Here is a 20,347-nt window from a genome sequence, read left to right as displayed (position 1 = left end):
GTCAGTACTTCCGTTCCATCGGCTCGTACCGGGTCTGGACGACAGGCTTGTAGTCCAACCGGATATCGGACAGGAGGTCGGCGCCCTGCTTGTAGGCCATGGTGTGGCGCATGTAGTTGGTGTCGTCGCGGTCCGGGTAGTCCTCGCGGGCGTGGCCGCCACGCGATTCCTTGCGGTTCAGCGCACCGACGACGGTGACCTCGGCCAGCTCGAGCAGGAAGCCCAGCTCGATGGCCTCGAGCAGATCGCTGTTGTAGCGCTTGCCCTTGTCGTGCACCGTGATTCGGCTGTACCGCTCCTTCAGCGCGTGGATGTCCGTCAGCGCCTGCTTGAGGGTTTCCTCGGTGCGGAACACCGCGGCGTTGTTGTCCATCGACTGCTGCAGCGCGGTGCGGATGTCGGCGACGCGCTCGTTGCCGTGGTCGGACAGGATGTCGCCGACCCAGCCCACGACCATGTCGGCCGGGTTGTCCGGCAGTTCGACGTAGTTGTGGTTCTGCGCGTACTCGGCGGCGGCGATACCGGCGCGACGGCCGAACACGTTGATGTCGAGCAGCGAGTTGGTGCCGAGGCGGTTGGCGCCGTGCACCGAGACGCAGGCGCACTCACCGGCGGCGTACAGACCCGGGACGACGTTGACGTTGTCGCGCAGCACCTGGCCGTTGATCGTGGTCGGGATGCCGCCCATGACGTAGTGGCAGGTCGGGTACACCGGCACCAGTTCGGTGACGGGGTCGACACCGAGGTACGTGCGGGCGAATTCGGTGATGTCCGGAAGCTTGGCCTCCAGCACCTCAGCACCCAGGTGGCGCACGTCGATGTAGACGTAGTCCTTGTGCGGTCCGGCGCCGCGGCCCTCGAGGACCTCGAGCACCATCGAGCGGGCCACGATGTCACGCGGCGCGAGGTCGACGATGGTGGGGGCGTAGCGCTCCATGAAGCGCTCACCTTCACCGTTGAGCAGACGCCCACCTTCACCACGCACGGCTTCCGAGATCAGGATGCCCAGGCCGGCCAGGCCTGTCGGGTGGAACTGGTGGAACTCCATGTCCTCCAAGGGAAGTCCCTTGCGGAAGATGATGCCCAGGCCGTCACCGGTGAGGGTGTGGGCGTTGGAGGTCGTCTTGTACATCCGGCCCGAGCCGCCGGTGGCGAAGACGATCGCCTTGGCGTGGAAGATGTGGATGTCGCCGGTGGCCAGCTCGTAGGCGATGATGCCGGTGGCGACGGGGCCGCCGGGCGTCTCGGTGAGGACGACGTCGAGCGCATAGAACTCGTTGAAGAACTGCACGTCGTGCTTGACGCAGTTTTGGTACAGCGTCTGCAGGATCATGTGGCCGGTGCGGTCGGCGGCGTAGCAGGCGCGGCGGACCGGGGCCTTGCCGTGGTCACGGGTGTGACCGCCGAAACGACGCTGGTCGATGCGGCCCTCGGGCGTCCGGTTGAACGGCATGCCCATCTTCTCGAGGTCCAGCACGGCGTCGATGGCTTCCTTGCACATGATCTCGACGGCGTCCTGGTCAGCGAGGTAGTCGCCACCCTTGACGGTGTCGAAGGTGTGCCACTCCCAGTTGTCGTCCTCGACGTTGGCGAGCGCGGCACACATGCCACCCTGCGCGGCACCGGTGTGCGAGCGCGTCGGGTACAGCTTGGTCAGCACCGCGGTGCGCACGCGCGGGCCCGACTCCACGGCCGCGCGCATACCTGCGCCACCGGCACCGACGATGACGACGTCGTAGCGATGTTCCTGAATCATCTTTCGTTCCTTTATCCCGTCGCTTCGCTCGCCCGGCCGCTTACTTGATGTTCGCGTCGAAGGTGACCAGCACGTAGCTGCCCAGCACCAGGGTGAATCCGGTGGCCAGCAGCAGAATCGAGTTCAGCCAGAACTTGGTGGTGTTCTTGCGGGCGTAGTCACCGATGATGGTGCGCATGCCGTTGGCGCCGTGCACCAGCGCCAGCCACAGCAGGGCCATGTCCCAGATCTGCCAGAACGGGGAGGCCCACCGCTGTGCGACGTAGTTGAAATCGATGCGGTAGACGCCGTTCGCCCAGATCAGCCCGATGAACAGGTGGCCGAGGGCGAGCAGCACCAGCGCCGCGCCGGAGAAGCGCATGAAGAGCCAGGCGTACTTCTCGAAGTACGGAATGCCACGGGCGCGCCGCGGGGCGCGCGGGTGATCGAGGGCGGCGGGGCGGTCGTACTCGCGCTCCATGACCGGGGCCGGACGGCCTCCGCGGCGCGCCTCAGCGGCGCCGGAATCGGTATGCGTGGTCACTTGAGCCACCCGTAGTGCTCAACCATGTGCATGCCCTCTACCCCAACTGCGGCGATGACGACCGCGATCCAGATGGCCAGGATGGTCCACAACATGACCCGCTGGTACTTGGGGCCCTGCTGCCAGAAGTCGATCAGGATGACTCGCACGCCGTTGAGGGCGTGGTAGAGCACCGCCGCGACCAGGCCCATCTCCATGAACCCGATGATCGGCGTCTTGTAGGTGTTGATCACCTCGTTGTAGGCCTCGGGGCTGACCCGGACCAGAGCCGTGTCCAGAACGTGGACCAGCAAGAAGAAGAAGATGGTGGCACCGGTGATGCGGTGTAGCACCCAGGACCACATGCCCGGGTCTCCGCGATACAGGGTGCGCCTCTTCTGTGGTGCTGAACGCGGCGCGGGTATGGCGGATTCCGCGGCTGCCGCTGTACTCATTTCGACCTCCAACGCCGTCGGTGGACGCGTGACCCGGCAGCAACTTTTTCGCGTGCCGAGCCCAAACCTCGGGGCGACTCTAATCCCAATTTGCGCACAGTCAGAACTAGCGTGTGGGGGGAATGGTGAACCCGCGCCGGAAATTAGGTTTGCCTACATTAACTTACTGGGTGGTCGGGTCGGGCTTCGGAGCGGTGCCGAGGTGGCGGGAACGGGGTGTCGGCGATGTCGGAAATTGACTGGAAACTGTTGCAGGACAAGGCGATAGCTGCCTCTGCGGGTGCGTACGCGCCCTACTCGAACTTCCCGGTGGGGGCTGCGGCGCTGGTCGACGACGGCCGAATCGTGGTGGGCTGCAATGTGGAAAATGTCTCATATGGCCTTGGCCTCTGCGCGGAGTGTGCTGTGGTCTGCGCCCTACATTCCAGCGGGGGTGGACGGCTGCTCGCGCTGGCATGCGTGGACGGCTCGGGGGCGGTACTGATGCCATGTGGGCGCTGCCGGCAAGTGCTTCTCGAGCACGGCGGGCCGACGATGTTGATCGACCACGCGTCGGGTCCGCGGCCATTGGCCGAACTGTTGCCCGACGCGTTCGGGCCGGATGACCTGAACCGCCGGTAACGCCAAGCGGGGCAACGCTTCTGGTTACCCGCCGGTAACCAACTCAACGGGAGGTTTCGATGGTGTCGTCGGACGCACTGGATCACGGGTCGCATCTCGATGCACCGTCCATCATTCGCACCAAACGCGACGGCGGGGTGCTGTCCGACGCCGCGATCGACTGGGTGATCGACGGCTATACCCACGGGCGCGTCGCCGATGCGCAGATGTCGGCATTGCTGATGGCCATCTTCCTGCGCGGCATGGCACCGGCCGAGATCGCCCGCTGGACCGCGGCCATGGTCGACTCGGGGGAGCGCTTCGACTTCACCGAGCTGCGGCGGGACGGCCGACCACTCGCGCTGGTGGACAAGCACTCCACCGGCGGCGTCGGGGACAAGATCACCATCCCGCTGGTACCCGTCATCCTGGCCTGCGGTGGCGCCGTCCCCCAGGCCGCCGGCCGCGGCCTCGGGCACACCGGCGGCACCTTGGACAAGCTGGAAGCGATCCCCGGATTCACTGCCGAGCTGTCCAAAACCCGTATCCGTCAACAACTTTCCGATGTCGGCGCGGCGATCTTCGCGGCCGGGGACCTGGCGCCCGCCGACCGCAAGATCTACGCGCTGCGCGACGTCACGGGCACGACGGAGTCGCTGCCGCTCATCGCCAGCTCGATCATGAGCAAGAAACTCGCCGAGGGCGCCCGGTCGCTGGTGCTCGACGTCAAGGTCGGCCGCGGCGCGTTTCTCAAGACCGAGGCCGAGTCGCGCGAGCTGGCGCGCACCATGGTCGACCTCGGCACCGCCTACGGCGTCCCGACCCGGGCGCTGCTCACCGACATGGACCGGCCGCTGGGCCGCGCGGTCGGCAACGCCATCGAGGTCGCCGAGTCGCTGGACGTGCTGGCCGGCGGCGGGCCCGACGACGTCGTCGCCGTCACCCTCGCGCTGGCCCGCGAGATGCTCGACGTCGCCGGCATCGACGGCGTCGACCCGGCGCAGACCCTGGCCGACGGCACCGCGATGGACTGCTTCCGGCAGTTGATCTCGGCGCAGGGCGGCGACCCCGAGGCGTCCCTGCCGATGGGCACACACACCGAGACGGTCGTGGCGTCACGTGCAGGGGTGATGGGTGACATCGACGCGATGGCGGTGGCGATGGCGGTGTGGCGGCTCGGCGCGGGACGGGCCCAGCCCGGCGACCCGGTGCAAGCCGGTGCGGGGCTGTACGTCCACCGTCGCAGCGGCGAGCCCGTCACTGCGGGTGAGACCCTGTTCACGCTGTACACCGAGACCCCCGAGCGGCTGCCGTCGGCGCTGGCCGAACTCGACGGCGGCTGGTCCGTCGACGACGCGGCGCCACCGCGGCGACCCGTGGTGCTCGACCGCATCGAATAGCCGCGAAACCAACGGTGGCCAGCGACCCCGCCCGCCACTAGGGTCGTCCGCATGGCTGACGATGACCTCCGCGACTTCGAGCGCACCGAGTTCACCCACGATGGCACGACCCGCACCGTGTTCCGCCGCGGGACCGGTCCGGCCGTCATCGTGATCGCCGAGATCCCCGGCATCACGCCCAAGGTCCTCGACTTCGCCCGCAAGGTCGCCGACCTGGGTTGTACCGCCGTCCTGCCGCACCTGTTCGGCATCCCCGGACTGGACCCCAACGCCAGCAACCTGGCAGCGCTCAAAGGCATGGGGTCGGCGCTGCCGTCGTGCATCAGCAAGGAATTCACCATTCTGGCCACCGGCAAGACCTCGCCGGTGGTCGACTGGCTGCGGGCACTGGCCCGCGCCGAACACGAGCGCTGCGGGGGCCCCGGTGTCGGCGCCATCGGGATGTGCTTCACCGGCGGCTACGCCCTGGCGATGGCCACCGACGACGTCATCCTGGCGCCGGTGCTGTCGCAGCCGTCGCTGCCGTTGGGCCTGACCGCCAAGCAGCGCCGCAACATCGACATCTCGCCGGCGGACCTGGAGGTCGTCAAGGGTCGGTGCGCCGCGGGGCTCAACGTCATCGGCATGCGGTTCAAGAGCGACAAGCTGGTGCCCGCAGAACGTTTCGACTTCCTGCGCGAGCAGCTGGGTGACGCCTTCATCGCCGTCGAACTCGAGGACGCGGATGCCAATCCGGATGCGCGCCTCGCCCCGCACTCGGTGGTCACCGAGCACCTGATCGACGAGCCGGGCCAGGCCACGCGAGCCGCCCTGGACCAGGTTCTGGACCTGTTCCGGACACGGCTGCTGCACGCGGACGAACCGGCGGGCTAAAAGCCACCATCCGGCGCAAGATGGATTGATGACCACCCTGACGCTGGATCAGATCAAGCAGGCACCGAAAGCGCTGTTGCACGATCACCTGGACGGCGGCCTGCGGCCCGCCACGGTGGTGGAATTGGCCGAGCAGAGCGGCTACGGCGACCTTCCCACCATGGATGTCGACGAACTCGCGAAGTGGTTCCGCACCCAGGCGCACAGCGGATCGCTGGTCCGCTATCTGGAGCCGTTCGCACACACCGTCGGCGTCATGCAGACCACCGACGCGCTGTACCGCGTCGCGTACGAATGTGTCGAGGATCTGGCCGCCGACAATGTCGTCTACGCCGAGGTCCGGTTCGCCCCCGAGCTGCACATTGCCGACGGTCTGGTGCTCGACGAGGTCGTCGACGCGGTGCTGGCCGGGTTCGCGGACGGCGAGAAGGCCTGCAGTGCGGATGGGCGCGGCGGTCCCATCACGGTCCGGTGCCTGGTCACCGCCATGCGGCACGCCGCCCGGTCCCGCGAGATCGCCGAGCTGGCCATCCGGTTCCGCGACCGGGGCGTGGTCGGGTTCGACATCGCCGGTGCCGAGGCCGGCTACCCTCCAACCCGTCACCTCGATGCCTTCGAATACATGCGGGGCAACAACGCGCGCTTCACCATTCACGCCGGGGAGGCCTTCGGGCTGCCGTCCATCCACGAGGCCATCGCCTTCTGCGGCGCCGACCGGCTGGGGCACGGTGTCCGCATCGTCGACGACATCGAGGCGGGGCCCGACGGCGCCTTCCGGCTGGGTCGGGTGGCGAACATCGTGCGGGACAAGCGAATTCCGCTGGAGATGTGCCCGAGCAGCAACGTGCAGACCGGCGCCGCGGCGAGCATCGCCGAGCACCCGTTCGACCGGCTGGCGCGGCTGCGCTTCCGCGTCACCGTCAACACCGACAACCGCCTGATGAGCGACACCACCATGACGCAGGAGATGGCGCTCCTGGTGAACGAGTTCGGCTACGGCTGGACCGACCTGCAGCGGTTCACCATCAACGCCATGAAGTCGGCCTTCATCCCGTTCGACGAGCGGCTGGCGATCATCGACGACATCATCAAACCGCGTTACGCCGTGCTGGTCGGGTAGCTGTCGGTCGGGGCGTCGTCGACGAAGCCGGAGCGCCCGGCGGCGCCCGCGGACACCTGCTCCTGCTGGCGCGGCTGCTGGAACGCCTTCGGCACGAACTTCTCGGTGTTGTACCTGCCGCGCGGATGCACCACCTGCGGCCACCAGAACCAGCGGCCGAGGAGCACCGCGATCGACGGCATCAGCAGTGACCGCACGATGAAGGTGTCGATCAGCAGGCCGATGGCGATGGTCGAACCCATCTGCGCCAGGACGATCAGCTTGCTGGCCATCATGCCGGCCATGGTGGCCGCGAACACCAGTCCCGCCGAGGTGACGACGCCGCCGGTGCCGGCCATGGACCGGATGATGCCGGTCTTCAAGCCGGCGTGGATCTCGTCCTGGAACCGGGAGACCAGCAGCAGGTTGTAGTCCGAGCCGACCGCCAACAGGATGATGACCGACATCAGCATGACCAGCCACTGCACCTGGATCCCGAACAGGTCCTGCCACAGCAGCACCGAGATGCCGAACGACGCGGCGATGGAGCTGCCCGCGGTGCCGACGATCGTCAACGCCGCAACGGCGCTGCGGGTCAGGATGAGCATGATCATGAAGATCAGCGTCAGGGAGGACACCACGGCGATCATCAGGTCGTAGCGGGCACCGTCGGCCATGTCCTTGTAGGTCGCTGCGACGCCGCCGAGGTAGATCTTGGCGTCCGAGAGCGACGACATCTTCAAGGCTTCCTGCGCGGCCTTGCGTTCGGAGTCGACCCGGGCGATGCCGTCGACGGTTGCCGGGTCGCTCTGATGGGTGATGAACATGCGCGCCGACTTGCCGTCCGGCGACATGAACATCTTCAGACCGCGCTGGAAATCCGGATTCTGGAAGGCCTCGGGCGGCAGGTAGAACAGGTCGTCGTTCTTGGCGCCGTCGAAGGCGGCACCCATCGACAGCGCGGTGTCGTTCATGGCCTGCATCTGGTCGATGAGGGCCTTCTGCGAGTTGTACGACGCCAGCGAGAGGTCCCTGCTGGTCTTCATCGACGCGATGGTTTGCGGGAGCAGCGCCGTGAGCTTCGGTGCCAGGTCGGCCAGCCTGTCGGTGTTGACCTGGACGTCTGCGGTCCGGTCGGTGAGTTCGTCGATGCCGTCCAGGGAATCGAACACCGATCTGATCGCAGCGCACATGGGGATGTCGAAGCAGTGCGGTTCCCAGTAGAAGTAGTTGCGCATCGGCCGGAACTGGTCGTCGAAGTTGGCGATGTTGTCGCGCATCTGCTCGGTCACTTTGAGCAGTTCCTGGGACTTGCGGTCCGAATCCTGGGTCAGCTTGGTCTGCTCGAGGGACAGCGCGTACTGCTTCTCGAGGATGCTGATCGAGGTGTTGGTCGCGTCGACCATGCGGAGCTGGTCTTCGAGCTGCTTGCGCTGGAACGGCAGGTTCATGTTGCTGGTCTGGCCCGAGACGCTCGTCTGGAACGGAATCGAGCTGTGCTGGATGGGAATGCCCAGCGGCCGGGTGATGCTCTGCACCATCGCGATGCCGTCGGTGTGCATCACGTTGCTCGAGATCTTGTTCAGCACCAGCATGTCGGCGGGATTGCGCATGTCGTGGGTGGACTCGACCATCAGGATGTCCGGGTTCATCCGGGCCTGTGTGAAGTGCCGGTCCGCGGCGGCGAAGCCGATGTTGACCTTGGCGTCCTCGGGCAGGTAGTAGCGGTCGTTGTAGGCGGGTTTGTAGCCGGGGATGGCGACGATCCCGACCAGCACGACGAACAGGCTGGCCACCAGAATCGGTGCGGGCCAACGAACCACGGCTGTGCCGATGCGCCGCCAGAACCGGCTCTGCGGAGGCCTCTTGGACTCGTACATGCCGACGCGGCTGCCGAGGTACAGGACGGCGGGGCCGAGCGTGACCGAGATGGCCACCACCACGAGCATGCCGATCGCGACGGGGGCGCCCATGGTGGTGAAGTAGGGCAGGCGGCAGAAGCTCAGGCAGTAGGTGGCGCCCGCGATGGTCAGGCCGGAGCCCACGATCACGGGTGCGACGGACTTGAAGGTGGCGTAGTACGAGTCATCGCGGTCCAGGCCGATGCCGCGGTCCTCGCGATAGCGGCCGAAGATGAAGATGCCGTAGTCGGTCGCGGCGGCGATCGCCAGCATCGTGAGGATGTTGCCCGCGAAGGTGGTCAGGCCGAACACGTCGTGCGTGGCGAGGACCGAGACCACGCCGCGTGCGGTCAGCAGCGCCAGGAACGTCAGGAACAGCTGGACCAGCGTGGTCCTGACCGAGCGGTAGACGATCAGCAGCATGCCGGCGATCGCGACCAGCGTGATCACCGTGATCATGATGAGGCTCGCATTACCGATGACGTGCAGGTCGTCGGTCAACGCGGCGGGGCCGGCGACGTGCGCCTGGACTCCCGGCGGGGCCTTGGTCTCGTCGATGACCTTGCGGACGGCGTCGACGCCTTCGTTGGCGAGGGTCATGCCCTGCTCGCCGGCGAGGTTGATCATCACGTACGACGCCTTGCCGTCGGCGCTCTGCGCGCCGGCCGCGGTCAGCGTGTCACCCCAGAAATCCTGGATGTGCTGGATGTGCTCGGGATCCTGCTGCAGCTTGCGGATGATCTCGTCGTAGTACTTGTGGGCGTCCGGACCCAGCGGTTCCTTGCCCTCGACGACGACCATGATCGTGCTGTTGGAGTTGAACTCCTTGAAGTTGGCGCCCATCAACTTCATCGCGTGCATCGACGGGGCGTCCTCGGGCGCCATGGGTGCGGCGTGCAGCTCGCCGACGACCTCAAGTGGCGGCGCGACCACGTTCACCAGAACGGCGATCGCGATCCAGAAGAGGATGATCGGCACCGACAGGATGCGCAGCGCATGAGCGAACTTCGGCCGCTTTCCCGCGGTGTTGTGCTGTGCCTCAAGTGTTTCGGTCATGCGGACTTCACCAAGCAGTAGGTCTGGGCGTTGACGCCATCGGCGGATTGCTCCTCGCGGACGGTGCCGTTGACGGTGACGCGGCAACCGATGTGGTCGCTGCTCTGCTCACTGTCGCTGCGGGCCATCAAGTTCGCGCTGACGGTCGGCAGCGTGGTGGACAGGGTGACCGACCAGGGCAGCGACGCGCTGACCGAGTGCACGTTGGCGTCGGGATCGAAGTAGCTGATCTCGGCCGAGCTTCCGGGCGGTCCGTAGACCTCGTACACGAGGACCTTGGGGTTGAACTGGACGATCTCGATCCCGGCGCCGGCGTGGGCGTTGAGGTTCTCCGACCCGAATTTCGTGTGCAGGCGGGACACCACGAGGCCCGACACCGACAACACAATCAGCAGAAGAATCGGTATCCAGACCTTCTTCAGCAGGCGACCAAACGACATCGACCGCACCCGACCACCTTCCGCTCAACCCGCTGACCGAATCCCCGACGATCAAGCTGCTGCCCTCACCTGCCGTCGGCAGGTGGCTCCGCTCACTCAGCGGATTCTTGGGAAATTCTTACGCCTTGCTAACTAATTTTGCAACGCGAATTCTTAGCTGCTGGGAACCGGGGTCCTGTTGTGGCAGGTGAACGGGGTTTCAGTCGGGCAGGACGGCCCGCAGTGCATCGGCGAATTCGGCGGGCGCGGCCATGAAGCCACAGTGATCGCCGGGGAACACGACCGGCTCGACGCCCAGGAGGCGGCACAGCGCCGTCGAGGTGCCGTGGGTGATGAGGTGTTCGGAATCGGCGCCGACACCCACGATCACCCGGGCCGCTTTCAGCGCCTCGGTGTCCGGCACATACGTTGTGGTGCACAGCAATTCGTGGTTGAAGAACCGGGACAGGTCGGCGAGTTGCCTGGTCATCTCGTCGGAGGAGGGCGGTGGTCCCGGCTGAGCGGGCGCCCCGTCCTCGGCCTCGTCGAAGCCCGCGGTGGCCATGAACTTCGCCATCGCCGCGCCGGGCCCGTCGCTGTGGAAGGTGGCGATGATGTCGTGCGTCGCCGCGCGCTGTTCGGCGGCTTCCGATTCGGGCAGCAGCTCCAGCAGCGGCGGTTCGTGCGCGACCAGCGTCCGCACCCGGCCCGGGTGTCTGGCAGCGAGCGCGAGACCCGTCACCGCGCCGCCGCTGGAGCCGAATATGTCGGCCGGCCCGGCGTCCAGGTCGTCGAGGATCGCGGCGACGTCGTCGGCCCGAAGTTCGGGCGTGGAGTCCTGCGCCGGGTCGTCGATGGGGCTGGCGCCCAGGCCTCGCGGGTCGTACGTGACGACGGTGTGGTCGACGGCCAGGGCGTCGGCCACCAGCGTGAACTCGGACGCCGTCATCGGCGAACCGATGACGGCGAGCACCGGTCCGCACCCACGAACTTCGTAGTGCAGGGTGGCGCCAGGCACGGCGAGACGACGGATGAGCGGCTGGGTGCTGGTCTGGGTCATGTCAGTGCAGACCGGGTGCGCACCCCGAACTCATCGTTCGGCGCGTTATTCCTGACGCAGCCGGGACTCGACGAAGCGCTCCAGCGTCTCCCACTGCGCGACGGCCTCGGCGTACGGCTTCGACGGGGCGCCGACGGTCTCGGGCTCCAGCACGTGACCGACGAACTTGCCCAGCGGCTGGCTGGTCGTCAGCGACTTGTCGGCGGTGCCGTCCTCGGCGTAGTCGCAGACGTCGCGAACGAACTCGACTGCCAGGTCCAGCTGCTCGCGGTCGACGGCGTCGGGGCCGTCGGCGATGTCGTCGGACAGACCGCTGAGCACGTAGACGTTGTCCTCGGTGACGCGGATCTGCAGCGAGCCGTCGGTGGCCGCGGTGCGGATGTCGCTGTAGGCCTCGAAGCTGGACAGGTCGCTCTCGTGCTCGTCGGCCAGGTAGCGGGCCAGGGAGCGCTCCGAGCCGAAGACGCTGATGCGGCCGTTACGGCCGAGGAACCGCGGCTGGTCGTTGTAGTAGCAGCGCAGCGTGTAGAAGGTGCCGCCCTTGGTCATGATGCGGATCGGGTCGATGCCGACGCGCTCCCAGAAGTCCTCGTCGCTGCCGAGCAGCTGGCGCTCGGCCTGTGCGGTGAGGGCCGCCTCCTCGGTGTCGGTGTCCACCTCGTCTTCGATGACCACATCCTCGCCGGAGTCGTCGCTCGCCTCGACCTCGTCGAGTTCGTCTTCCTCGGGCTCGGGCGCGGGCTCATCGAGCTCGGCCTGGGCCTTGGCGGCGGCCTTGGCGTCGACCTCGGGCGTGGTCACGAGCGCGTCGATCGCGTCGAGCACGTGGTCCCAGCTGCGGCCGACGGCGGCCTCGATGTCGGCCCAGCGCTTGCGGCCGGCACGGCCCGAGTACGCGTCGGCGCCGCCGCCGAGCGTCGACAGCACGGGGTTGCCGTTGAAGAACTTCGCAACCGCGATCAGGTCGCAGACAGAACCGAGCGCGCCGACCACCTGGAGCGTCCGTCGCAGCGAGGTGACGGACTCTTCGGTGGGCTTCTCGGCGACCAGTTCCGGCACGCCGACGAGGTCGTGGAGGTGGCTGTCGTCAGGGTTCAAGCGGTGCGCGTTGGCCTCGCCGAGTGCCTTCCACTTCGGGTGGTCGGCGAGGTCGTTGTCGGTGTTGGTGCGCACGAATGCGGCCAGGTCGGCGACCGATTCGAAGGCGTACAGGTCTTCGTCGTGGCCGAGGAACGCTTCCCACTCGTCGTCGGAGTCACGCCACAGCGGCGCCCACAGGGTGTACAGATCGCCATTGGTCAACCCGAGCCGAACCGGCACGATGTCAGCAGCCATGCGGCACAGCCTATCGACGTGCGGGTCGGGCCACGCTGGGGGCATCTTGTCGTCGGGTGGTGGGCGCGCTGTGTTGCAGATCGTCGCGCAGGTTGTGGAGGACGGCTGCCACGGCTTCGGTGTCGTCGGCTGTCGACAGTTCGGCAGCCGCACGCCTGAACACCGCGAGCGCAGCACGGGCACGGGCCATTGCGTCGTCGTATTCGGCAGTGGTCATGCCGTCGGGCGGAAGAAGCCGTGGAAACCTTGATTCAGATTGGTGGTTCGGATCGGTGACAGCTGAACCGGATCGCCTGCCTCCACCATGAGGCCGTTCCCCACGACCATCGCGACATGGCCGTCCCACACCGCGAGGTCGCCCGGGCGCAGCGAGCCGCGGTCGACGGCTGCGCCGATGTCCTGTTCTTGCGCGAGCCGCGGCAGGTCCAGGCCGGCCTCGCGGTACGCCCACTGGGTCAGGCCGCTGCAGTCCAGTCCCACACCGGGCGTCGTGCCACCCCACACGTAGGGCACGCCGAGCTGGGTGAGGGCGTGCCGCACCGCGTCGGCCGCGACCTTGTTGGGTGCGGTGGCGGTGCTGCCGTCAGGCAGTGTGACGGCTTCACCGGTGCCGAATTTTCCGGGGTCGGGCGATCGGCGGTTGGTGAGCGCGGCCTGGGCCGCGTGGGCCGCGGGGGTGGCGAGCGCGCCGAGTCCACCGGCCCAATTTGCACCCTGACCCGCGGACGTGCCGAGGCCGGGCAGGCTCATGCCGGCGCCGGTGCCGGCCCCGGATGCGCTTGTCTCCCACGGGGATCCGTAGGTCTGAGGTGGCGGGGTACTCGCCGTTGCGGTGACCTCGCCGGCCTGCGCGGCGAGTTCGGTGTGCAGCTCGTCGACGACGGTGATGGCCTCATCGAGAGCGTGGCCGGCTTCGTCGATGAGTGCTGCGGCGTCAGTGGGGGATTCGAGGGTGGCTTCCAGCTCGGTGGCCCTGGCCTCGAAATTTCGCAGAATGGCGTCGAGTCGTTCGCGTGCCCGTGCCACGGCGGCAGTGGACAGTTCGGTGTGCGTGCTCAGCTGACCGGCGGTCATCGCCATCGCCACGATGGCCGTGACGGCCGCGTTCGCGAACTGACCTGCGCTGCCCGCCGCCGCGCCGGTCCACTGGCCCTGAGCCTGCTGCCACGCCCCGTCGGCGGCAGCGGCGACACCGTCGAGTCCGGACTGCACCGAGCGGAGGGCCTCGGCCGGATCCGGGCCGCCTGGACCGACCAACGCCTGCACTTCCCGGATCGGCGCAGCCAGGGCCGTCACCAGTGAGCCCGTCATCACCAGGCTCCGATGCGGGTGCCCGCGTCGCGGTCACTGTCCGCGAAACCCGCCGCGGTGGCGATGGCCGTTGCACCTCCGGTATCGAGATGCGCGCTGAGGCGGTGTGCCAGCCGGGCCTGGTGATGCGTTGCCTGTGCCAGGGCGGCGGCGAAGGTCGCACCGACCGGGCCGAACACGTCGAACTGTCCCGCGATCGCGGTCAGGTTCGCGCCATGCGCGGCCAGTTCGGTGCTGTGACCGCGGTAGTCCGCGGCAAGAGCGTGCAGGGCCGGCAGGTCCGCGGTCAGATTTCGGATCATGTGGATAAGACGGACGTCGGGCCCGTTCGGTTCCACTAATCTTGGCGCCCATGGACGTCCGGGTCGTCGATCATCCACTGGCTGCAGCGCGGCTCACCACGCTGCGCGACGAGCGCACGGACAACGCCGGGTTTCGGGCGGCGCTGCGTGACCTGACGCTGATGTTGGTCTACGAGGCCACTCGCTCATTGGCCTGCGCGGAGCTGCCGGTGCAGACGCCGGTGGCGTCGACGATCGGGTCGTGCCTGGCGAACCCGCCGTTGTTGGTCCCGGTGTTGCGGGCCGGTCTGGGCATGGTCGATCAGGCGCACGCGCTGATTCCGGAGGCTCAAGTCGGTTTCGTCGGCATGGCGCGTGACGAGTCCACGCACCAACCGACGCCGTACCTGGAATCGTTGCCTGCCGACCTGAGTGGCCGGCCGGTGATGGTGCTCGACCCGATGCTGGCCACCGGCGGGTCGCTGGCGTACACCCTGCAACTACTTGTCGACCGCGGCGCCGACGACATCACCGCCGTGTGCGTTGTGTGTGCGCCCGAGGGAATTGCGTTGGTGGAGAAGGCAGTTCCGTCGCTGAAGTTGTTCACCGCCACCATCGACGCCGAGCTGAACGACGACGCCTACATCGTGCCGGGCCTCGGCGACGCGGGGGACCGGCAGTTCGGTCCGCGCTAGTGGACGACCGGGCCGGTCGGGGTCGGTATCGGAGTTTGGGTGGGCCGCGGGCCGGCGTCGGGCAGGTTCGGCTTGCCGGTCGAGTCGACGGACACCGTGCCGCCCCAGGCCATGAGAGCACCTGTGTTGCAGCCGCCTTCGATGCCGGTGGCGAAGACGCTCACCTGCATTGCGCCTGCCGGCATGTGGGCGTGCGGGCCCACCGCGGTCTGACCCGGGCTCAGCCGGTAGCTGCTGCTCAGCGTGCCCGGGGTGCCCGCGGCGCTGACCGAGAAGCGAACCGAGATATCGGAACAACCGTCCGCGGCATTCGTGAACGACGGCTGTACCCAGTCGTCACTCGGGAGGTCGAATCTGAGGACCGCCGGCTGCCGGCAGTCCTGGACGGTCGCCGGCCGACAGTAGGTCGAGATGTACTGCTCGGCGTGGACGGCCGCCGCGGGCGGTGCGAGGGCGATACCCGCGGTGCCGATTCCGCCGATCATGGCAGCCGCAGCGCTACCGCAACGTCGAGCGAGTGCTTTGTCCAACATGCCGACACCTCTTTCTCATCAACGTGATGAGTCGACGCTAGGTGGGCGCGGCTCCCCCGGATATCAGGGATTTCCCTATGATTTGCCGGCCGGCGGTGCCAGCAGGGTGGCGACCACGTCCGCGACGGCGCGCAGCTCGGACCCGGCTGCGGTGTTGCTGGCTGCGACATCGGCAGTCGGTTGCCTGCTGACCTCGATATAGCACTTGACCTTCGGCTCGGTGCCCGACGGACGCACGGCGACGCGTAAGCCCTCGCCGGTGAAGATCAAGGCGTCCGTGCGGCGTTGACCGCGAAGCTGGTCCAGGTCGTCGACGCTGACGGAGATACCGGCGATCTGAGTCGGCGGTTCGGCACGAAGCCGCGCCATCACCGCGTCGGCGTCGGTGTGGACCGAGACCGCGCCGGTGACGTGGACGCCGTACTCCGCTGCCAGGGTGTCCAACCGGTCCTGCACTGTCTGCCGTTGATTCCGCAGTGCCACAACCAGATCGCAGAACACGACCGCCGCGCTGATGCCGTCCTTGTCGCGTACGGTGCCGGGGTCGACGCAGTGCCCGATGGCCTCCTCGTAGGCATAGCGCAGCGTGGCGCCGGGGATGTCCTGGTCGGCGCGGGCCAGCCATTTGAAGCCGGTGAGGGTTTCGACGTGGTGGGCGCCGTAGTTGGCCGCGATCGCGGCGAGCAGCTGCGACGAGACGATCGAACTGGCCACTACGGTCTTCTCGGCGTCTTCGGGGGCCAGGTTAGACAGCAGATAATCGCCCAACAGCCAACCGGTTTCGTTGCCGGACAGCAGGCGCCAGCCGTGTGCGGTCGGGATGCCGACGGCACAGCGGTCGGCATCGGGGTCCAGGGCGATGGCGACGTCGGCGTCATTCTCGGCGGCCAGCGTAAGCAGTAGGTCGGTGGCGCCGGGTTCCTCAGGGTTGGGAAACGCGACGGTGGGGAAGTCGGGGTCGGGCTCGAATTGCGATGCCACGGTGTGGATGTCGGTGATGCCGGCCCGATTCAGCACATCGATTGCCAGGGTGCCGCCGACACCGTGCATGGCGGTCAGTGCCACCCGAAGGTCGCCCTCGGTCCGGCGTAGCGACCCCGCCTGTCGCGCGTACCGCTCGATGAGCATGTCGTCCGTGGGTGTGACAGGCTGCCGGGCGATGTCGGTCGGTGCTTCTCGCATGGCCAGTTCGATGTCCCGATCGGTCGGCGGGACGATCTGGATGCCGCCGTCGAAATACACCTTGTATCCGTTGTCGGCCGGCGGATTGTGCGACGCGGTGATCTGCACACCGGCAACAGCATTGAGCTGACGCACCGCGTAAGCCACGACCGGGGTCGGTGCGGGATGGGGGAGGAGGACGACGGAAAACCCCTCGGCGGCAAAGATTTCCGCGGTCGCCGCAGCGAATTCGTCGGAATGGTGCCGTGCGTCGCGACCAACCACCACCGTCGACCCGCCCAGGCAACGATCCTTGAGCACCTTCGCCACCGCCCACGTCGCACGACTGACGGTGGTGACATTCATGGCGTCGAGGCCTTCCCGCATGGGGCCGCGCAGGCCCGCGGTGCCGAAGGTCAGGGGTGTCACCGTCACAGCCGGGCCAGCACCTCGGCCAGCAGCGTCCCCATCCGGGTCGCGGACTGGCGTCCGGCTTCCAGCACCTCGGCGTGGCTGAGTGGCTCGCCGGTCATGCCGGCGGCCAGATTGGTCACCATCGAGATGCCCAACACTTCGGCGCCGCCGGCGCGGGCCGCGATGGTCTCGTGCACCGTCGACATCCCGACCAGATCGGCACCGAGGGTGCGCAGCATCCGGATTTCGGCGGGCGTCTCGTAGTGCGGGCCGGGCAGCCCGGCATACACACCTTCGGTCAGCGTCGGGTCGACCTCGCAGGCCAATGCCCGCAGTCGCGGCGAGTAGGCGTCGACCAGGTCGACGAACTGCGCGCCGACCAGGGGTGAGCGGCCCGTCAGATTCAGGTGGTCACCGATCAGTACCGGTTGGCCCACGGAGTACTCGGCACGCAGGCCGCCGGCGGCGTTGGTCAGCACCACCGTCCGAGCGCCCGCCGCGATGGCGGTGCGCACCGGGTGAACCACGTGCCGCAGGTCATGCCCCTCGTAGGCGTGGATGCGGCCCAGCAGGACCAACACGTTGCGGCCGCCGACCTGCAGGGCCAGCACCTGCCCGCGGTGTCCCGACGCGGTCGGTGGGGTGAATCCGGGCAGGTCACCCATGGCGACGGCGGCGGTCGGCTCGCCCAGCACCGCGGCGGCGGGGGCCCAGCCCGAACCGAGTACGACGGCGACATCGAAGCCGGCGATTCCGGTGCGGTCACGGATGGCGGCGGCGGCCGCAGCGGCGGCGATGTCAGGGGTGGCCTGTGGATCGGTCACGGCGTCCACCTTAGGTCTCTCCCGTCGCTTCGCTCGCCCCCGACAGTTGCCAGCCGCGGCCGAACCGGCCGGTGCGATACTTCCATGATGCCCACTGGCGACGCACTGCAGACGGTCACCGATGCCGTCGCGCGTCACCGTGCCGATTTGATCTCGCTGTCTCACTCGATTCACGCCGAGCCGGAATTGGCTTTCGCGGAGCACCGCAGCTGCGCCAAGACCCAGGCGCTCGTCGCCGAGCGGGGCTTTCAGGTCACCCCGGCCGCCGGAGGGCTGGACACCGCGTTCCGCGCCGACTACGGCAGCGGCGAGCTGGTCATCGGCATCTGTGCCGAGTACGACGCGTTGCCAGGCATCGGACATGCGTGCGGGCACAACATCATTGCCGCGTCGGCGGTCGGCACGGCGCTCGCGCTGGCCGAGGTCGCCGACGACATCGGCATTACCGTGGCATTGATCGGCACACCCGCCGAAGAGGCCGGTGGTGGAAAAGCGTTGCTGCTGAACGCCGGCGTGTTCGACGACGTGGCGGCATCGGTGATGCTGCACCCCGGTCCGGTGGACATCGCCGGAGCGCGTTCCCTGGCGCTGTCCGAGGTGTCGGTGGCGTACCGCGGGCGCGAGTCGCACGCCGCCGTCGCGCCCTACCTGGGCATCAACGCCGCTGATGCGGTGACGGTCGCGCAGGTGGCGATCGGGCTGCTGCGTCAGCAGTTGACGCCCGGCCAGATGATGCACGGCATCGTCACCGACGGCGGTCAGGCGCCGAATGTCATTCCGGCGCATGCGGAATTGCTCTACACGATGCGGGCCACGGACTCGGCGTCGCTGGACGAACTGGAAGTGCGCATGTTCTCGTGCTTCGCGGCCGGCGCGCTGGCGGCCGGCTGCACGCACGAGGTGACGGAGGTGTCACCGCGGTACGACGCGCTGACGCCCGATCCGTGGTTGACGACGGTGTTCCGTGCCGAGATGGAGCGCCTCGGCCGCACCCCGCTGCCGATCGATTTGGAAGTGTCTGTGCCCCTTGGCAGTACCGACATGGGTAACGTCACGCAGGTGATGCCGGGTATCCATCCCGTGGTCGGGATCGAGGCCAACGGGGCATCGATCCACCAACCGGAGTTCACCGCGGCCGCGGCCGGACCGAGTGCGGACAAGGCCGTCACCGAAGGTTCGATCATGTTGGCGCGCACCGTGGTTGCCCTCGCACAGGCACCTGGCGAGCGGGCCCGGGTTTTGCAGAAGATGGCGGACCGGGCAGCGGTTCAGCAACAAGTGAAGGCAGGGCGCGGATGACCCTCTCGGACCACGCCGAGCACTGGCTGGCCACGAACTACGGTGACCTGGTCGGGTGGCGGCGGCATCTGCACGCCAACCCCGAGTTGGGCCGGCAGGAGTTCGAGACCACCAAGTTCGTCGCGACGCGGCTGGCCGAGGCCGGTTTGAACCCGAAGATTCTGCCCGGCGGTACCGGCCTGACGTGTGATTTCGGCCCCGAGGACCGACCGCGGATCGCCCTGCGCGCCGACATGGACGCGTTGCCGATGGACGAGCGCACCGGCCTGCCGTTCGCCTCGACAGTCCCCAACGTGGCACACGCGTGTGGGCACGACGCCCACACCGCGGTGCTGCTCGGCACCGGGTTGGCGCTCGCGTCGGCGCCGACGCTGCCGGTCGGCGTGCGCTTGGTGTTCCAGGCGGCCGAGGAGCTGATGCCCGGTGGCGCGCTGGACGCGATATCTGCGGGCGCACTGGCCGGTGTGTCGAGAATCTTTGCGCTGCACTGTGATCCGCGGCTCGAGGTCGGCAAGGTCGCCACGATTCCGGGGCCCATCACGTCGGCTGCCGATCAGATGGAGATCACCCTGCACTCGCCGGGTGGGCATACGTCCCGCCCGCATCTGACGGGTGATCTCGTCTACGCGCTCGGTGCACTGATCACCGGGGTGCCCGGCGTCCTGTCGCGTCGCGTCGACCCGCGGCACAGCACCGTGATGGTGTGGGGCGCGGTCAACGCCGGTTTCGCGTCGAACGCCATTCCGCAGACGGGAACCCTGGCCGGGACCATCCGCACCGCCAGTCGGGACGCCTGGGTGGAGATGGAATCGATTGTCCGCGAGATTGTTTCGTCGCTGCTGGCGCCGCTGAACGTCGATCACACGGTGCTGTACCGCCGTGGCGTCCCGCCGGTGGTCAACGAGGAGCTCTCGACCCGGATCATGACCCACGCCATCGAGGCGCTGGGTGCGGAGGCCCTGGCCGACACCAAGCAATCCGGTGGCGGCGAAGACTTCTCGTGGTACCTGGAAGAGGTGCCGGGAGCCATGGCGCGTCTGGGCGTCTGGCCCGGCGTCGGCCCGCAGCTGGATCTCCATCAGCCGACCTTCGACCTCGACGAGCGCGCGCTCGGCGTCGGCGTCCAGGTCCTGGTCAACATCATCGAGCAGGCCGCCGCCTTTTAACCGCGAGCCTGCACGCGGGGACACACCTCCCGCGAGCGGCCGTGTTTGTACGCCGACACGCCGCATTTCGCGTTCATTTCGGGGTCGCTCGCGGCCGACGAGCGCGACGAAAGTGCGCGTTGATCCGTCGGTCGTGAAATTGCACAGTTCGTGATTGATCCACAGATCGCCTGAAGCGCCTTTCGGTCCGGCCCATGGACGCCGACC

The 20,347-nt window shown here is 67.8% G+C and carries 20 protein-coding genes; 7 read left to right on the top strand and 13 right to left on the bottom strand.

Translation table 11 applies throughout. The annotated features are described in order from the left end of the window. Position 1: 1 nt before the first annotated feature. The 3 genes from sdhA to sdhC are packed head-to-tail and all read right to left on the bottom strand — an operon-like array spanning position 2 to position 2,713. Positions 2–1,756: a succinate dehydrogenase flavoprotein subunit gene (gene sdhA / locus ACWW1C_RS21650; RefSeq protein ID WP_455980182.1), complete on the bottom strand. Its 1,755-nt coding sequence runs from the start codon at positions 1,754–1,756 to the stop codon at positions 2–4. Between the two features lie 40 nt (positions 1,757–1,796). Then, positions 1,797–2,216: a succinate dehydrogenase hydrophobic membrane anchor subunit gene (locus ACWW1C_RS21645; protein ID WP_455984386.1), complete on the bottom strand. Its 420-nt coding sequence runs from the start codon at positions 2,214–2,216 to the stop codon at positions 1,797–1,799. A 59-nt stretch (positions 2,217–2,275) separates the two neighbouring features. Beyond that, positions 2,276–2,713: a succinate dehydrogenase, cytochrome b556 subunit gene (gene sdhC, locus ACWW1C_RS21640; protein ID WP_082761931.1), complete on the bottom strand. Its 438-nt coding sequence runs from the start codon at positions 2,711–2,713 to the stop codon at positions 2,276–2,278. 225 nt (positions 2,714–2,938) lie between these two features. On the opposite strand from sdhC, the gene ACWW1C_RS21635 reads away from it, so the two are divergent. Genes ACWW1C_RS21635 through ACWW1C_RS21620 form a run of 4 tightly spaced genes read left to right on the top strand, consistent with a single transcriptional unit; the run spans position 2,939 to position 6,706 of the window. Then, on the top strand, positions 2,939–3,334 hold the full coding sequence (locus tag ACWW1C_RS21635) for a cytidine deaminase (RefSeq protein WP_455980181.1): 396 nt from the start codon (positions 2,939–2,941) through the stop codon (positions 3,332–3,334). 59 nt (positions 3,335–3,393) lie between these two features. Beyond that, positions 3,394–4,713, top strand: a complete 1,320-nt coding sequence (locus ACWW1C_RS21630; protein WP_455980180.1) for a thymidine phosphorylase — start codon at positions 3,394–3,396, stop codon at positions 4,711–4,713. A gap of 51 nt (positions 4,714–4,764) precedes the next feature. Further along, positions 4,765–5,586, top strand: a complete 822-nt coding sequence (locus ACWW1C_RS21625) for a dienelactone hydrolase family protein (RefSeq protein ID WP_455980179.1) — start codon at positions 4,765–4,767, stop codon at positions 5,584–5,586. A 28-nt stretch (positions 5,587–5,614) separates the two neighbouring features. After that, positions 5,615–6,706, top strand: coding sequence for an adenosine deaminase (locus ACWW1C_RS21620; protein ID WP_455980178.1), 1,092 nt, complete (start codon positions 5,615–5,617; stop codon positions 6,704–6,706). On the opposite strand, the gene ACWW1C_RS21615 is transcribed toward ACWW1C_RS21620, so the two are convergent. The 7 genes from ACWW1C_RS21615 to ACWW1C_RS21585 all read right to left on the bottom strand — a co-directional run bounded on the left by ACWW1C_RS21615 (position 6,685) and on the right by ACWW1C_RS21585 (position 14,069). Further along, entirely contained in the window at positions 6,685–9,642 is a 2,958-nt protein-coding gene (locus tag ACWW1C_RS21615) for an MMPL/RND family transporter (protein ID WP_455980177.1), read from the bottom strand. The two genes, ACWW1C_RS21620 and ACWW1C_RS21615, sit on opposite strands and share 22 nt — an antisense overlap. After that, positions 9,639–10,082: an MmpS family transport accessory protein gene (locus ACWW1C_RS21610; RefSeq protein WP_455980176.1), complete on the bottom strand. Its 444-nt coding sequence runs from the start codon at positions 10,080–10,082 to the stop codon at positions 9,639–9,641. Before ACWW1C_RS21610 ends, ACWW1C_RS21615 begins: the two co-directional genes overlap by 4 nt. A gap of 199 nt (positions 10,083–10,281) precedes the next feature. Further along, positions 10,282–11,121: an alpha/beta fold hydrolase gene (locus ACWW1C_RS21605; RefSeq protein ID WP_455980175.1), complete on the bottom strand. Its 840-nt coding sequence runs from the start codon at positions 11,119–11,121 to the stop codon at positions 10,282–10,284. Between the two features lie 45 nt (positions 11,122–11,166). Further along, positions 11,167–12,456 carry a protein export chaperone SatS gene (gene satS / locus ACWW1C_RS21600; RefSeq protein ID WP_455980174.1) on the bottom strand — a complete coding sequence of 430 codons (1,290 nt, stop codon included), beginning with the start codon at positions 12,454–12,456 and terminating at the stop codon, positions 11,167–11,169. A 10-nt stretch (positions 12,457–12,466) separates the two neighbouring features. Further along, a complete protein-coding gene (locus tag ACWW1C_RS21595) occupies positions 12,467–12,673 on the bottom strand; it encodes a hypothetical protein (RefSeq protein ID WP_455980173.1) in 207 nt (68 codons plus the stop codon). Next, a complete protein-coding gene (locus ACWW1C_RS21590; RefSeq protein ID WP_455980172.1) occupies positions 12,670–13,767 on the bottom strand; it encodes a C40 family peptidase in 1,098 nt (365 codons plus the stop codon). Before ACWW1C_RS21590 ends, ACWW1C_RS21595 begins: the two co-directional genes overlap by 4 nt. Further along, entirely contained in the window at positions 13,767–14,069 is a 303-nt protein-coding gene (locus tag ACWW1C_RS21585) for a hypothetical protein (RefSeq protein ID WP_455980171.1), read from the bottom strand. The genes ACWW1C_RS21590 and ACWW1C_RS21585 overlap by 1 nt, the downstream gene beginning before the upstream one ends. Before the next feature lie 50 nt (positions 14,070–14,119). Here ACWW1C_RS21585 and upp point away from each other — a divergent pair, with 50 nt between their 5' ends. Beyond that, positions 14,120–14,743: a uracil phosphoribosyltransferase gene (gene upp, locus ACWW1C_RS21580; RefSeq protein WP_455980170.1), complete on the top strand. Its 624-nt coding sequence runs from the start codon at positions 14,120–14,122 to the stop codon at positions 14,741–14,743. Here upp and ACWW1C_RS21575 read toward each other — a convergent pair. From ACWW1C_RS21575 to ACWW1C_RS21565, 3 genes are all read right to left on the bottom strand, one after another. Next, complete coding sequence (locus ACWW1C_RS21575) at positions 14,740–15,276, bottom strand: hypothetical protein (protein ID WP_455980169.1); 537 nt, start codon at positions 15,274–15,276, stop codon at positions 14,740–14,742. The two genes, upp and ACWW1C_RS21575, sit on opposite strands and share 4 nt — an antisense overlap. 75 nt (positions 15,277–15,351) lie before the next feature. Then, entirely contained in the window at positions 15,352–16,872 is a 1,521-nt protein-coding gene (locus ACWW1C_RS21570) for a phospho-sugar mutase (protein ID WP_455980168.1), read from the bottom strand. Further along, positions 16,869–17,675 (bottom strand): purine-nucleoside phosphorylase, encoded by an 807-nt coding sequence (locus tag ACWW1C_RS21565; protein ID WP_455980167.1) that lies wholly within the window; start codon positions 17,673–17,675, stop codon positions 16,869–16,871. The genes ACWW1C_RS21570 and ACWW1C_RS21565 overlap by 4 nt, the downstream gene beginning before the upstream one ends. A gap of 87 nt (positions 17,676–17,762) precedes the next feature. On the opposite strand from ACWW1C_RS21565, the gene ACWW1C_RS21560 reads away from it, so the two are divergent. Both ACWW1C_RS21560 and ACWW1C_RS21555 read left to right on the top strand, forming a co-directional pair. Continuing rightward, positions 17,763–18,974: a M20 family metallopeptidase gene (locus ACWW1C_RS21560; protein ID WP_455980166.1), complete on the top strand. Its 1,212-nt coding sequence runs from the start codon at positions 17,763–17,765 to the stop codon at positions 18,972–18,974. Beyond that, complete coding sequence (locus tag ACWW1C_RS21555; RefSeq protein WP_455980165.1) at positions 18,971–20,140, top strand: M20 family metallopeptidase; 1,170 nt, start codon at positions 18,971–18,973, stop codon at positions 20,138–20,140. The genes ACWW1C_RS21560 and ACWW1C_RS21555 overlap by 4 nt, the downstream gene beginning before the upstream one ends. The last annotated feature ends 207 nt before the right edge of the window (positions 20,141–20,347 follow it).

It is taken from the genome of Mycobacterium sp. HM-7 (assembly GCF_053852335.1).
This window is presented reverse-complemented; position numbering and strand designations above follow the sequence as displayed.

Excerpts from the sequence above, each read along its gene's own strand:
- sdhA (WP_455980182.1), bottom strand. The coding sequence starts at position 1,756 with ATGATTCAGGAACATCGCTACGACGTCGTCATCGTCGGTGCCGGTGGC.
- ACWW1C_RS21645 (WP_455984386.1), bottom strand. The coding sequence starts at position 2,216 with ATGGAGCGCGAGTACGACCGCCCCGCCGCCCTCGATCACCCGCGCGCC.
- sdhC (WP_082761931.1), bottom strand. The coding sequence starts at position 2,713 with ATGAGTACAGCGGCAGCCGCGGAATCCGCCATACCCGCGCCGCGTTCA.
- ACWW1C_RS21635 (WP_455980181.1), top strand. The coding sequence starts at position 2,939 with ATGTCGGAAATTGACTGGAAACTGTTGCAGGACAAGGCGATAGCTGCC.
- ACWW1C_RS21630 (WP_455980180.1), top strand. The coding sequence starts at position 3,394 with ATGGTGTCGTCGGACGCACTGGATCACGGGTCGCATCTCGATGCACCG.
- ACWW1C_RS21625 (WP_455980179.1), top strand. The coding sequence starts at position 4,765 with ATGGCTGACGATGACCTCCGCGACTTCGAGCGCACCGAGTTCACCCAC.
- ACWW1C_RS21620 (WP_455980178.1), top strand. The coding sequence starts at position 5,615 with ATGACCACCCTGACGCTGGATCAGATCAAGCAGGCACCGAAAGCGCTG.
- ACWW1C_RS21615 (WP_455980177.1), bottom strand. The coding sequence starts at position 9,642 with ATGACCGAAACACTTGAGGCACAGCACAACACCGCGGGAAAGCGGCCG.
- ACWW1C_RS21610 (WP_455980176.1), bottom strand. The coding sequence starts at position 10,082 with ATGTCGTTTGGTCGCCTGCTGAAGAAGGTCTGGATACCGATTCTTCTG.
- ACWW1C_RS21605 (WP_455980175.1), bottom strand. The coding sequence starts at position 11,121 with ATGACCCAGACCAGCACCCAGCCGCTCATCCGTCGTCTCGCCGTGCCT.
- satS (WP_455980174.1), bottom strand. The coding sequence starts at position 12,456 with ATGGCTGCTGACATCGTGCCGGTTCGGCTCGGGTTGACCAATGGCGAT.
- ACWW1C_RS21595 (WP_455980173.1), bottom strand. The coding sequence starts at position 12,673 with ATGACCACTGCCGAATACGACGACGCAATGGCCCGTGCCCGTGCTGCG.
- ACWW1C_RS21590 (WP_455980172.1), bottom strand. The coding sequence starts at position 13,767 with ATGACGGGCTCACTGGTGACGGCCCTGGCTGCGCCGATCCGGGAAGTG.
- ACWW1C_RS21585 (WP_455980171.1), bottom strand. The coding sequence starts at position 14,069 with ATGATCCGAAATCTGACCGCGGACCTGCCGGCCCTGCACGCTCTTGCC.
- upp (WP_455980170.1), top strand. The coding sequence starts at position 14,120 with ATGGACGTCCGGGTCGTCGATCATCCACTGGCTGCAGCGCGGCTCACC.
- ACWW1C_RS21575 (WP_455980169.1), bottom strand. The coding sequence starts at position 15,276 with ATGTTGGACAAAGCACTCGCTCGACGTTGCGGTAGCGCTGCGGCTGCC.
- ACWW1C_RS21560 (WP_455980166.1), top strand. The coding sequence starts at position 17,763 with ATGCCCACTGGCGACGCACTGCAGACGGTCACCGATGCCGTCGCGCGT.
- ACWW1C_RS21555 (WP_455980165.1), top strand. The coding sequence starts at position 18,971 with ATGACCCTCTCGGACCACGCCGAGCACTGGCTGGCCACGAACTACGGT.